At 31.9% G+C, this 13505-nt stretch carries 12 protein-coding genes; 3 read left to right on the plus strand and 9 right to left on the minus strand.

Going from position 1 to position 13505, the window contains the following annotated elements:
- Positions 1 to 209 precede the first annotated feature (209 nt).
- Positions 210 to 1409, minus strand: a complete 1200-nt coding sequence (locus FNL83_RS08400) for an IS110-like element ISSep2 family transposase (RefSeq protein WP_071813262.1) — start codon at positions 1407 to 1409, stop codon at positions 210 to 212.
- 267 nt (positions 1410 to 1676) lie between these two features.
- Entirely contained in the window at positions 1677 to 3524 is a 1848-nt protein-coding gene (typA, locus tag FNL83_RS08405) for a translational GTPase TypA (RefSeq protein ID WP_001831737.1), read from the minus strand.
- Between the two features lie 98 nt (positions 3525 to 3622).
- On the opposite strand from typA, the gene FNL83_RS08410 reads away from it, so the two are divergent.
- Entirely contained in the window at positions 3623 to 3814 is a 192-nt protein-coding gene (locus FNL83_RS08410; RefSeq protein ID WP_002467597.1) for a DUF5325 family protein, read from the plus strand.
- A gap of 553 nt (positions 3815 to 4367) precedes the next feature.
- Here the strand turns inward: FNL83_RS08410 and FNL83_RS08415 are convergent.
- Entirely contained in the window at positions 4368 to 5189 is an 822-nt protein-coding gene (locus FNL83_RS08415) for an inositol monophosphatase family protein (protein WP_002467582.1), read from the minus strand.
- A gap of 176 nt (positions 5190 to 5365) precedes the next feature.
- On the opposite strand from FNL83_RS08415, the gene FNL83_RS08420 reads away from it, so the two are divergent.
- Positions 5366 to 5977, plus strand: a complete 612-nt coding sequence (locus tag FNL83_RS08420; RefSeq protein ID WP_001831689.1) for a YktB family protein — start codon at positions 5366 to 5368, stop codon at positions 5975 to 5977.
- Between the two features lie 114 nt (positions 5978 to 6091).
- Complete coding sequence (locus FNL83_RS08425) at positions 6092 to 7453, plus strand: Nramp family divalent metal transporter (RefSeq protein WP_002456610.1); 1362 nt, start codon at positions 6092 to 6094, stop codon at positions 7451 to 7453.
- A 212-nt stretch (positions 7454 to 7665) separates the two neighbouring features.
- Here FNL83_RS08425 and FNL83_RS08430 read toward each other — a convergent pair whose 3' ends face one another.
- From FNL83_RS08430 to FNL83_RS08455, 6 genes are all read right to left on the minus strand, one after another.
- A complete protein-coding gene (locus FNL83_RS08430) occupies positions 7666 to 8202 on the minus strand; it encodes a DUF4064 domain-containing protein (protein WP_002489229.1) in 537 nt (178 codons plus the stop codon).
- Between the two features lie 304 nt (positions 8203 to 8506).
- Entirely contained in the window at positions 8507 to 9658 is a 1152-nt protein-coding gene (gene auxB / locus FNL83_RS08435; RefSeq protein WP_001831714.1) for a lipoteichoic acid stability factor AuxB, read from the minus strand.
- A gap of 68 nt (positions 9659 to 9726) precedes the next feature.
- A complete protein-coding gene (locus FNL83_RS08440; protein WP_002486058.1) occupies positions 9727 to 10800 on the minus strand; it encodes an ABC transporter substrate-binding protein in 1074 nt (357 codons plus the stop codon).
- Positions 10797 to 11609 (minus strand): ABC transporter permease, encoded by an 813-nt coding sequence (locus tag FNL83_RS08445; protein WP_001831717.1) that lies wholly within the window; start codon positions 11607 to 11609, stop codon positions 10797 to 10799. Before FNL83_RS08445 ends, FNL83_RS08440 begins: the two co-directional genes overlap by 4 nt.
- A gap of 5 nt (positions 11610 to 11614) precedes the next feature.
- Positions 11615 to 12418 carry an ABC transporter permease gene (locus FNL83_RS08450; RefSeq protein WP_002486049.1) on the minus strand — a complete coding sequence of 268 codons (804 nt, stop codon included), beginning with the start codon at positions 12416 to 12418 and terminating at the stop codon, positions 11615 to 11617.
- Entirely contained in the window at positions 12411 to 13505 is a 1095-nt protein-coding gene (locus FNL83_RS08455; RefSeq protein ID WP_002456615.1) for an ABC transporter ATP-binding protein, read from the minus strand. Before FNL83_RS08455 ends, FNL83_RS08450 begins: the two co-directional genes overlap by 8 nt.

The raw sequence follows: 13505 nt of genomic DNA on the forward strand, positions 1-13505 counted from the left end.
CGAGCCAACAATACGAAGTATTGTAAATAAAGAAGCCAGTAAATGAATTTATGAAAACTCATTTACTGGCTATTTTGCTAGGAATTATGTCTCAGGCTCTTTCCTACGATTAGTCAAGTACTTATAATTAAAATAAGCATTACTTAACTAAACCGTTCATTTTAATTTTTTTGAATAAGGTGTTAAACTATATTTGATTGTACGTTTGGCTAATGTGGTGACATTTGATAATCGTACAATTTATGATTCATTACAAGATAATGAATTGTTTTTAATAATCGATTTATACAAGCAATGATGGCAGTCTTATGAGGTTTCTCATTAGGCTGCTTTCTTAGTTTGTAGTAATAATCGACGACATGATTGTCATAATGATGCTGCCCTCTTATTATATTCATAATCACCCAAAATAAAAGTTTTCTCGCTTTTTTATTACCACGCTTGTTGATGGTATCTCTACAGTGTGTATGACCTGATTGATATCGTTTGATATCAATGCCAACAAAAGCATTGAGTTGTTTATTTGATTTAAATCGCTTAATATCACCAATCTCCCCAATAATCATAGCTGTGCTTAGCTTACCAATACCAGGTATCGAATGAATATTTTCAAAATAATCGAGTTGTTGTGCTAATTGAATCATGGCATCATCTAATTGTTTGAGATGATGAATAGATTGTTTTAATTGTTGAATAAGTAAGCGTAATTTTTCGACTAGAAAGGAATGTCTATCGACATTAGGATAGCTTTCTTGAGCAATCACCCTTAATTGAAGTGCATATTTTGTAGCTTTATCCATTGACATTCCCTTATCTGTAGAATTGAATATATGTGTAATCAGTACCTCCTTGTCGATATCAAGAACCATGTCTGAATGAGTAAAGATTTCTGCGATGTTGAGTGCAATGATTGAATATCGACTACTAAACAATCTTTCTAAACCAGGGAATGTTTGATGGAGTAATTCAAGGATCTGAAATTTAAGTCGATTTTGTTCATTCTCGATTTCTAGATGAAAACGGACGCGTTCTCTTAATTCAAAGAATATTAACTCATGTATAGGTAAGCTGTCTGTTTGTTTAAGCGTCGGTCCTAAACAAGCAAGCTTATGAGCATCTGCCTGATCAGTTTTCCATGATCTTAGAGCGCTCGTTTTAAATTTGGCTTCTAACGGATTCATTTGAATATAGTTAATTTGATTTACACAACAAAATCGTTCCATACCTCTTGAATAGATACCTGTAGATTCAAAAATGAGTTGTGGGTGGTCTAAGTCATTCAAATACTTGAGTAAATAATTGTAACCATTTTTATTATTCTGGATGAAAAACTCTTTTTGGAATTTTCCATTTTTATAATGTGCAACTACACTACTTCTTTTACTAATATCAACACCTAAGTAATCGATAAAAAAACCTCCTTTGAATAATTGAGAAGCTAAAAACTTTACTTAACCTTTCTCATTTCATTTTCCTATACACGGTTTCAAGAACCCAACATACTACAAACGAATTTCAAAAGGCGAGAGTAAAGCTGACTTGTTTTTTATACGGATTTAAAATCCAAGAGTCTGGACAGTCTACTTCTCTCTATAACTATAAAAAATAGCTATGAAAAAATCTATCGTCATAGATTTCTTCATAGCTAATCTTAGTATGTTTGTAATATATTTAAATTATTGTTCGTCTTGCATTAATTGTTTAACTCTTTTTGCTTCTTTTTCACGGGCAGATTTATTAAGTATTTTCTTTCTTAAGCGAATACTTTCAGGAGTTACTTCCACCAATTCATCATCATTGATAAATTGTAACGCTTCTTCTAATGTTAAAATTCTAGGACGATTCATCGTTTGTGTTTGATCTTTAGTAGCTGAACGTACGTTTGTTTGATGCTTTGCTTTAGTAATATTTACTGTTAAATCGTTCTCACGGTTATGTTCACCAACAATCATACCTTCATATACTTCAGTACCTGGTTCCATAAAGTTAACACCACGATCTTCTAAGTTAATAATCGCATAAGATGTTGCTTGACCTTGGTCCATAGAAATCAATGCACCGTTACGTCTACCACCGATTTGAGCTTTAACGCGAGGTCTAAATTCTTCAAATGTATGGTTAATAATTCCATAACCTCGTGTCATAGACATAAATTCAGTAGTATAACCAATCATACCGCGTGCAGGTACCATAAAGATTAAACGCGTCAAACCATTGTCGGTCGTCATCATATCTAACATTTCACCTTTTCGTGCACCTAATGACTCAATCACTGCCCCGGCATTTTCAGAAGGCACTTCACATTGTACACGCTCAAATGGTTCACTTAACACACCATCGATTTCTCTTAAAATAACTTGAGGTTTAGAAACCTGTAATTCAAAGCCTTCACGTCTCATGTTTTCAATAAGAATAGACAAGTGTAGTTCACCACGACCAGCAACAACCCATGAATCTGGTTGATCAGTAGGTGTAACTTTTAAAGAAACATCTGTTTCAAGTTGTTGATCTAATCTTTCTTGAATTTGTCGAGCTGTTACATAATCACCTTCACGTCCAGCAAACGGAGAGTTATTTACTTTAAAAGTCATTTCTAGGGTTGGTTCATCAATACGTAACACCGGTAATGGGTCACGATGATCATGTGGTGTAACTGTTTCACCAACGTTAATATCTTCCATACCTGAAACAGCTATTAAGTCTCCTGCTTGTGCTTCTTCAATTTCTTCACGTTTAAGACCAAAGTAACCAAATATTTTCGTCACACGAAAGTTCTTAACTGTACCATCTAATTTAATTAGTGATACATTATCACCTACACGCATTTTACCTCTGAACACACGTCCAACGCCTATACGACCTACATAATCATTATAATCTAGTAAAGCAATTTGGAATTGTAATGGTTCATCTGAATTATCTACTGGTGCCGGTACATAGTCAATAATCGTCTCGTATAGGGATTGCATATTTTCGTCTTGCTTTTCAGAGTCTAAACTTGCTGTTCCATTCACAGCTGAAGCATAAACAACTGGGAAGTCTAATTGCTCATCATTCGCTTCCAATTCAATGAATAAGTCTAATACTTCATCTACAACTCCCTCAGGTCTAGCAGCTGGTTTATCAATTTTATTCACAACTACAACCGGTTTTAAGTTTTGTTCTAAAGCTTTTTTAAGAACAAAACGAGTTTGAGGCATTGTACCTTCATATGCGTCAACCACTAGTACGACACCGTCAACCATTTTCATGATACGTTCAACTTCACCACCAAAATCGGCGTGGCCAGGTGTGTCTAATATATTGATACGCGTTCCTTTATAATCTATCGCTGTATTCTTAGCAAGAATCGTAATACCACGTTCTCTTTCTAAATCATTAGAGTCCATTGCACGCTCGTCGACATGTTCGTTTTCACGAAATATACCTGATTGTTTAAGCAACTGGTCTACTAATGTTGTTTTACCATGGTCGACATGCGCAATAATCGCTATATTACGAACATCTTCTCTTAAATTAGTCATTTTATAAATTCCTTTCTTGTGTATACTCCCACTTTTAATTGCAACTGTTTTATTATATCATATATTATTGAAAAGATAAGTAAAAGGTGGGGTATGGGATGCAACAAAAAAAATCTAAAGGTATTTTCTGGATCTTCTCAATATTGGCTGTCATTTTTTTAACTTTATTTAGTTTCGCATTAGGTGCTACTAATGTTCCAATGATGATTTTAACATTTATACTTCTCATTGCAACATTTGGTGTTGGGTTCAGTGTGAAAAGGAAATATCGTAAAAACAATTGGCTTTAAAAATTTATTTATCATTGTATTGATTTTATTAGAAGCACACAAAGACAGTTATTAAACGTAATTGTATTACTGATAAGAACTTGTACTTTTAAATCAAATATTATAAAAGTCTTGGACACTATCTAATTTTGATTCACTAGATTTTAAATCTAACACTTTTCATAACAGTGAGTTATTTATGATGAACATAATAAGTCGAAGTAGCTTAGACAGAATTTAACATGAATTCGTCGTTCCACTCGGGTAAAGATTCTTTACCTACATAATTCGTAAAATGAACTGAGTGAAATTCTCTCTGATGTGACTTTTAATTCATTATGAAATAACCCTCATATCAGTACATTTTCAATTCAGTAATTGACCATATACACATTATGAAAGCCTAGGACAACAGCTGTGCCTAGGCTTTCATATTTTTTTATAAAGAGATAACTAACTCAAAAATACTTATATCAAACTTTTAGTGATTCTAAACTCCTTATAAGACGTTCTTCAAATTAAGGTTTGAAGAACAAAGAAATTTGAAATCTTTAACTCTATTGATTCCATCTTTCTATCTCTTTCCAAACCTTTTTTCATGAAGTGTAATAAGCGTATCTCTTTGCTGATTTAAATGATGATTTAATATTTCACGATGAAGGCTAGGATTTGCTATTAATATTGAATTCGGTTGATTGAAGTCTAATTTATCGCCTAATAAGTTGGTTCCTATCCCACCTACTTCGTTCAAAATCAACAATCCACCTGCAAAATCCCACGGTTGTAGTCTAGGTGTTAGGTAAGCCGCCAATTGACCCTTCGCTACACTTATAATTTCTAATGCTGCACTACCATATGCTCGTGCACTTCTTGCCTCATTCACTATTGAACTAAAAATATCACTGAGTATTGGTTTCGTCAGCCAATTGGGATTAATACCTATAATACTTCTTTTAAGTTCAGTATTTTGAATCATTTCAAGTTTATGTGTATTTTCAAATGCACCCTGTCCAACCTTTGCATGATATAAAACATCTTTCATGACATCATAAACAAAACCTGCATAAGGCTTCCCATCATGATAAATACCAATAGAGATGGCAAAATTTTCTTTTTGGTGAACAAAATTAAGTGTTCCATCAATTGGATCAATAACCCAAATAACCCCCTTTAAATACTCGAGATTATGACCATGTCCCTCTTCGCCAATAACCTGATGATCTGGATAATTATGAAGAATCGTTTCATATAGATAATTCTCTGTCGCCTTATCCACATTTGTAACTAAATCATTTGGGTTCGATTTAGTTTTAATGTCTAACTCTTCTTGCATCATCAACCTTACTTTATTTCCTGCTTCTAGTATCAACCCTTTTGCAAAATCATATAAAGCCATCGTATCATCTCCTATTACTACATATTATACATGAAGAACTATGTAAATTTATATGAATTCACACTATTTTACCTTTAAAAAGACTTCGTAAAACAAGAGAATAACCATCCTTATTTTAGATAAACTTTAAAAGTTTATGCTACAATATCCATAATCATATTAAAAGGAGGCATATTATGACCCAATATACTTTTTCACCTAAAGATTTTAAAGCTTTTGAAGTCGAAGGTTTAGACCAAAGAATGGAAGCACTTAATGACTATGTCAGACCTCAACTTCATCAATTAGGATCTTATTTTGAAGAATATTTCACTACACAAACAGGTGAAACTTTTTATGCTCACGTAGCTAAACACGCACGTAGAAGTGTCAATCCACCTATCGATACGTGGGTAGCTTTTGCTCCTAATAAACGTGGTTATAAAATGTTACCACACTTTCAAATCGGATTGTTTAGAAATCAGCTTTTCATTATGTTCGGTATCATGCACGAAGGTAGAAATAAAGAAGAAAAAGTGAAAATATTTGATAAACATTTTGATAAACTGACATCTTTACCAAGTGATTATAGTGTTTCTCTAGATCATATGAAAACTGAAAAGCACTATATCAAGGATATGAGTAATGAAGAGTTGCATGCTGCTATCGATAGAGTTAAAAATGTTAAAAAAGGTGAATTTTTTGTTGCCAGAACATTATCACCAACCGATAAAAGATTAAAATCTGATAAGTCTTTTCTAAAATTTGTTGAGGAAACTTTTGATGAATTTTTAAAATTTTATCAATAAATATAAAATGCTTGAGTGATTTGAATTATGAAAAGTCATTCAAGCATTTTTGTCGTCTTAATATTTTTAGGTTGACCTAATATTTTATTTAGGTTAATATATTCTCATATATTAATGGGGGTGATTTTATTGAATTCCAATAATAACAATCATGAACAACAACGAAGTTTAGATGAAATCAATAACACCATAAACTTCAATCATAATGATAGTGCAAGTCAAAAATTTCTGGCTTTTTTAGGACCGGGATTGCTTGTTGCAGTTGGTTACATGGATCCTGGAAATTGGATTACATCCATGCAAGGAGGAGCACAATATGGCTATACCTTGTTATTCATAATCTTAATCTCTAGCTTATCTGCTATGCTGTTACAAAGTATGACTGTGAGATTAGGAATAGCAACTGGTATGGATTTAGCACAAATGACACGTCATTTTTTAAATAAGCCTGTAGCAATTATGTTCTGGATTATTGCAGAATTAGCAATTATCGCTACTGATATTGCAGAAGTTATAGGTAGCGCTATCGCATTAGATTTAATCTTCGGCATACCATTAATTGTAGGCGCATTAATCACTGTATTTGATGTATTTTTATTATTATTCATCATGAAATTTGGCTTTAGAAAGATTGAAGCTATCGTGGGAACGTTAATCTTTACCGTATTGGCCATTTTTGTATTTGAAGTTTATATTTCTTCTCCACAAATAACAGATATGCTTAATGGTTTTGTGCCTCATAAAGAAATTATTACAAACCAAGGGATACTTTATATTGCACTAGGTATCATAGGTGCTACTATTATGCCACATAACTTATATTTACATTCTTCTATTGTACAATCTCGAAAATATGATAGACACAGTATTCATGAAAAAGCACAAGCGATTAAGTATGCTACTATCGACTCTAATATACAGCTATCCATCGCTTTTGTAGTCAATTGCTTATTACTTACACTTGGTGCAGCGCTATTTTTTGGAACTAAAACTGAAGATTTGGGTGGTTTTTATGATCTTTATTTGGCTCTAAAAACAGAACCTGCTTTAGGTGCAACGCTTGGCGGTATTATGAGTACTTTATTTGCTGTTGCCCTTTTAGCTTCTGGTCAAAATTCAACTATAACGGGAACGTTAGCAGGCCAAATTGTGATGGAAGGATTTCTTAAATTATCCATTCCAAATTGGTTACGTCGTCTTATCACTCGGTCTTTAGCAGTGATACCTGTTATCATTTGTCTTATAGTATTTAAAGGAAATACTGAAAAAATTGAACAATTACTTGTCTTTTCTCAAGTGTTCTTGAGTATTGCTTTGCCATTTTCGTTAATACCGCTTCAATTAGCTACAAGTAATCAAAATCTTATGGGTCCTTTTAAGAATAAAACATGGATTAACATCATTTCTTGGTTACTCATAATTGTCTTAAGTGGACTTAACGTATATCTTATCATTCAAACATTCCAAGAATTATGATTAAATGAATAACAAAGAAAATGTATCCTCTATTTTGAAATGACGAATTAAAAAGTCATTTTCTATCACTATTTATTCATATAGTTAACTTCAAGTTGTATAGTCCCTTTCTTACTTTATAAAAAATACGCCTTATCAATTATTTTTACTGATAGGGCGTATTTTTATGGACTGCATTCAACATTTAATAGTCAAACATCAATCTAAACCTATTAATATATATATGGATCGTCCTTTTTTTGTTTGTTGATTTCTTGTTCAGGATCCCAAGCATCTTTCTGTTGTTGGTTTTGTTGATGATTCCAATCACTTTGGCTCTTTGAATGGTTTTGACGAAGTTGAGCCGTAGCATTTTCATTTACATCTGTTTTATCTTTTTTTGCAAAAAGTCTAATCGCAGCAATCATCCATAAAACCATTGCGATTAAATTAGTCGTAAATAAACCTACGATAGCCGCTGCTATGAGTAAACTAGCAGCAAGGTTTTTTCTACCTTCAATTACCATTGTACCAACAAAACCTAATAGCGTTGAAAAACCTAAAATGACTAATGACGCAATAAGAGAAACTAAAAACATTTCAGATGACATATCTTGATTATTACCTGAAAACTGCTTCATTAATTCATTATATTGTTGTTGATTTGATGTGTTATTAATAACAAATATCGATAGAATACCAAAAATTAAAAATAATAGGCTCAAGATATTTGCAATCCACGCTAATCTTTTTTCTACTTTTCTATTCAATTAATATGTGCCTCCTAACTCTTAAAACTATGGTTAATTTAATCATACTAAAAATTTATCTTTATCGCGAATAAGTGTATTTCATATATTGATTAAGAAGTAATAAGTTGCTATGATGTCAAGTTGATTTATCCAAAATCCAACTCACTTTCTTTGAAATAGCGATATAGTAATACCCTGTTTATTATGTATTACATTTAATCTAAAATTAAAAATCTTGATATCATCCTATATAAAATCTAGTTACAGATAATGAATTTTTTAAAAATGCCTAGGACAGCAATAAATATCCTAGGCATAATTATTAATTTTCTTTTTTTGAATCTTCCTGTTGATTTAAGTTATTATCTGTATCTTCTTGTTCATTATTAATCATTTGTCGACGTTCTTCATAATTCATACGTCGTTGGTTAACAGCACTTGGCTGGTTTTTTCTTCGTTCTTTCATACGTTTATTATATGCTTTTCTCTTTTCTTTTTTCTTAGCACGTATTTCTGCTTTTTCTCTTTTTCTTTGCGCTTTTAGTTCTTTAGGATCAATTTGTGGTTCAACAACTCCTACGTCATCAAATTGATTACCTTCCATATGTTCCTGTTGCGCATCTTCAAAATCCGTATTTTTAGATTTTTTATTGTACTTAGCTTGTCTTGACATGACTGTTGGTTCATCTTCAGTTTGTTGAGATGCATATTCACTTTCAACTGCTCTTTTTGGAAATTGAGAATATTTATCTTCATTATCTACATATTCGTCTGAATAAAGTTGATCGGAAGATGTATCTTCATCGGGTTGATTATCAGTTATACCATTATAGGAATCTTGTTGCTGAGCATTTCTATTGAATTGACGTCTTGTATTTCTATCTTCCTTTTTAGTATGCATAGGTTCATACACATCATCATTATATCCATGTTCATTTCTTGACTCTGGTTCATAAAAACCTCTCTCATCATAGTATGGTTGATCATATTCATTATAATAAGATGGCACTGTTTCTATTCTATCTCTTCTAGCAAACATCATCATTGCAATGATAAAGAATAAGATAGGAATGATTAGAGTTACAATCAACAATACAAGCGGAATTGTGACTATAGCAGCTATTAAAAAAAGTAAACCAGACAAAATTCTTATATTCATAGAAATTAACGCTAAAAACGAGATGAGCAAACAAACAATAAAATAAACAATAATTGCCCAAACTCCATTTTGTAACCAAATCACAAATTGAGTTGTACTTAAATCATTATTGGCTAAAATTTGTTGTACGAGTTCATTATTATTAAGTGTGTTTTCTAAATTGGCAATTGACGTATCATTACTAAAAGATACGAGCGCAATAAACATTGAAACAATAGTTAATATGAGTAAGAATACCCAACTAAACCAACCTAATATTTTTTCAGTTAGCCGATTTGCTGGACGCTTAATTTGTGTATATTGCTCTCCTAACATTCGTTACAACTCCTTAACTTACTTATCACATTATTATATTAAAAAATTCTAAAAATAACTACCATTTGCTATTTTAAAGACATTTTAAAATTTAAAAAGCTTTCATTATATTCACTGAGAGACGTTTGACCTAAATCTTTATAGACTTCTAACCGTTGCTGTTCTTGATTTGATGGATAAAATCTATAATCATTTCTTACCTTTTTAGGCAACTTACTTCGAGCTGCTTTATTAGGTGTTGCATATCCTACCCATTCCGTATTCTGGGCACTATTTTGCGCGTCTAGTAAGAAATTCATAAACTTATACGCACCTTCTTTATTTTGTGCAGTTTTAGGTATCACCATATTATCAAACCATAGGTTAGAGCCTTCTTTAGGTATCACGTAATTATAACGAGTATTTTCCTGTACAAGTGGTGCAGCAACGCCACTCCAAACTACTGCAACATGTCCTTCGTTTTGTTGAAGCATCATAGTAATTTCGTCGCCTACTATCCCTCTAACTTGAGGTGCTAAATTATGCAAATCTTTTTCTGCTTGATGAATATGGGTCGGATTTTTGTCATTAAGACTATACCCTAATTTATTTAATCCCATTCCAATTATCTCGCGTGCACCGTCTACTAATAAAATATCATTTTTGAATTGAGAATGATACAAATCGTCCCAACTATCGAACGTTTCATTAGGATATTTCTCTTTATCATATAAAATTCCTACGGTACCAAAGAAATATGGAATTGAATATCGATTGTTTGGGTCATATGACAAGTTCATATAATCATTGTCTAAATTTCTGATATTTGGAATTTTGTCATGATTTAAAGTCTCAAGCAGTTTAGCTTTTTTTAATTTTTGAACAGTATATTCACTTGGAAAAGCTACATCATAGTGTGTGCCTCCATTTCGAATTTTCGCTTCCATTGCTTCATTTGAATCAAAGGTTTCATATACGACTTGTATACCTGTTTCTTTTTTAAACTTCTTAATTAAGCTAGGATCAATATATTCTCCCCAATTGTAAACATATAACTTCTCATTTGAGTGGGTATTATCTTTTGATTTAAACCAATGACTAATCATTAAACATAAAATACCAATAACTATAGCAGAAATGATAAGTTGAAAAAATCGCTTCATTCATTAACACCTCGCTTCATCTTTTTCTGACGATTAACGATATGTTGAATAAAGTAATATCCAAATACTCCAAACATAATAGCAATAAATATTATTGTAGAAATGGCATTAATCTCCATACTTATACCTTTTCGAGCCATAGCATAAACTTCTACAGACAATACACTAAATCCGTTTCCAGTAACAAAGAAGCTTACCGTAAAATCATCTAGAGAATATGTTAATGCCATAAAGAATCCTCCTATAATCGAGGGCATAATATTAGGTATAATAATGCTAGTTAATAATTGTGATTCATTAGCACCTAAATCTCTTGCTGCATTTAACATGTTATCATTCATTTCATATAATTGGGGTAAGACGATGATAACAACAATTGGAATACAGAACGCTATATGAGATGCTAGCACTGTTGAAAATCCTAAACCTAAACCTGTGAAATGTCCTATTGCAGTGAACATAATTAAAAAAGAAGCACCAATGACTACGTCTGAAGATACCATTAATACATTATTCATCGTTAATAGCGTAACCTTAAACCGTTTGTTGCGTAAGTAATATAAAGCGATCGCACCAAATGTACCTATAACTGTAGCAATCGATGCAGATAAAAGTGCCACTGCAACTGTATTAAAAATCACCGACATCAACCGATCATTATGAAAAAGGGAGTGGTAATGTTCTAAAGTAAAATGTTCGAAGTGACTCATATTACCCGCAGAATTAAAAGAATAAATCATTAAAAAGAAAATGGGAATATAAAGCACACTTATTAATAGAGCTATATATAATTTTCCGTACCATTTCACACTAATCACCCCTTCCCATTAGATGATTTTGATTTTGTAATAATGAGTAAAAAGGCCATAAAAATAATGAGAAAAAGTGCTATAGTGGAACCTAATCCATAATTTTGTATAGTTAAGAACTGTTCTTCAATTGCTGTACCTACATTGATTACTTTGTTCCCGGCAATCAACCTAGTAATCATAAACAGTGAAAGAGCTGGTATAAATGTTACTTGCACACCTGTTTTAATACCTTCTCTTGTTAAAGGAACGATTACTTTACGAAACGTAGTAAATGTACTCGCGCCCAAATCATTAGAGGCTTGCAAAATATTGTTAGGAATTGCTTTCATGCTGTTAAATATAGGCAAAATCATAAATGGGATATAAATATAACTCGCCACCAATAAAAATGCACCACTTGTAAACAACAAATTTAATTTAGGTATTTGAAATATATGTAGAGCTTGGTTAATAACTCCATCATGCCCCAACAAACCAATAAATGCATAGGTCTTAAGAAGTAAATTAATCCAAGTAGGGATAATTAACAACATAAGCAGTATATTTTGAAATCTTGAATAAGAAATAAAGTACGCAGCTGGGTAACTTATTATTAAGGTAATCATAGTAATTAAAGCGGCATACCATATTGAATCAATAAACATTTTTAAATATCTTGTTGAAAATACCTGCTCATAATTTGTGAAACTAAAGTGACCATGAATATCTATAAAAGAAAAGTAAACAAGTAAAATGGCTGGAATGATAATAAATATAACCATCCATAATAAGTAAGGAACCAGTAACCATTTATTGATATTATGCATGATGATAGTCCTCATAACTTTCAATTCGCTTATCAAATTCTTCTTCAGTTTCACCTGGTACCATGATGTGTATTGCTTCTGGTTCAAAATACAGACCTACTTCACTACCTACATTAGCTTTTTTTGTTGATTGTATTACCCATTCATACCCTTTTCTATCTTTACAACAAATTTCATAATGTACACCTCTAAATAGCATAGAATCAACTTTGGCTTTAAATAGCCCATCATTTTGTGAAACAAGTGAAATGTCTTCGGGTCTAATTACAACTTCAACTTTTTTATTTTCTTTTATTCCCATATCTACACAATCAAAATTTTGACCATAAATATTAACGACAAAATCTTCAACCATTGTACCGTGAACTATGTTGGACTCTCCTATAAAATCAGCAACAAATCGGTTAACTGGTTCATCGTATATATCTATTGGTGTGCCAAATTGTTGAATTTTGCCATCTTTCATAACAAAAATATAATCACTTAATGCTAAGGCCTCTTCTTGATCATGAGTTACAAATATAAAGGTTATACCTAAACGGGATTGAAGTTCTCTCAATAAATATTGCATTTCAGTTCGTAATTTTAAATCTAATGCGGATAAAGACTCATCTAATAATAATATTTCAGGCTCATTAACAATTGCCCGTGCTATGGCTACACGTTGTTTTTGTCCACCACTCATACCTTGTATTTGCCTATGTTCATAACCACTTAATTTCACCAACTGAAGTGCTTCAGTAACCTTACGCTTAATTTCTGACTTACTTAATTTTTTTAATTTTAAACCATATGCAATATTGTCGAATACATTTAAATGTGGAAACAATGCATAGTCTTGGAATACAGTATTTACCTTACGCTTATTCGGTGGCATTTTACCAATAGGTTTATCTTTATATATAATATCTCCACTATCGGGATATTCAAATCCTGCTATGAGTTTTAAAATTGTTGTTTTTCCACAACCTGAGGGACCTAATAGTGTATAAAAATAGCCTGGTTCAATATCAATATTAATTTCATTTAGTATTTGTACATCTTCAAAGCCCTTACTGACATCTTTAAAAGAAAGCAATGGATTCAT

This window comes from Staphylococcus epidermidis (assembly GCF_006742205.1).
GTDB lineage: Bacteria > Bacillota > Bacilli > Staphylococcales > Staphylococcaceae > Staphylococcus > Staphylococcus epidermidis.

What these genes read in the sequence shown, in the direction of transcription:
- typA (WP_001831737.1), bottom strand. Translation starts at nt 3,524, where the DNA reads ATGACTAATTTAAGAGAAGATGTTCGTAATATAGCGATTATTGCGCAT.
- FNL83_RS08410 (WP_002467597.1), top strand. Translation starts at nt 3,623, where the DNA reads ATGCAACAAAAAAAATCTAAAGGTATTTTCTGGATCTTCTCAATATTG.
- FNL83_RS08415 (WP_002467582.1), bottom strand. Translation starts at nt 5,189, where the DNA reads ATGGCTTTATATGATTTTGCAAAAGGGTTGATACTAGAAGCAGGAAAT.
- FNL83_RS08420 (WP_001831689.1), top strand. Translation starts at nt 5,366, where the DNA reads ATGACCCAATATACTTTTTCACCTAAAGATTTTAAAGCTTTTGAAGTC.
- FNL83_RS08425 (WP_002456610.1), top strand. Translation starts at nt 6,092, where the DNA reads ATGGGGGTGATTTTATTGAATTCCAATAATAACAATCATGAACAACAA.
- auxB (WP_001831714.1), bottom strand. Translation starts at nt 9,658, where the DNA reads ATGTTAGGAGAGCAATATACACAAATTAAGCGTCCAGCAAATCGGCTA.
- FNL83_RS08440 (WP_002486058.1), bottom strand. Translation starts at nt 10,800, where the DNA reads ATGAAGCGATTTTTTCAACTTATCATTTCTGCTATAGTTATTGGTATT.
- FNL83_RS08450 (WP_002486049.1), bottom strand. Translation starts at nt 12,418, where the DNA reads ATGCATAATATCAATAAATGGTTACTGGTTCCTTACTTATTATGGATG.
- FNL83_RS08455 (WP_002456615.1), bottom strand. Translation starts at nt 13,505, where the DNA reads ATGAATCCATTGCTTTCTTTTAAAGATGTCAGTAAGGGCTTTGAAGAT.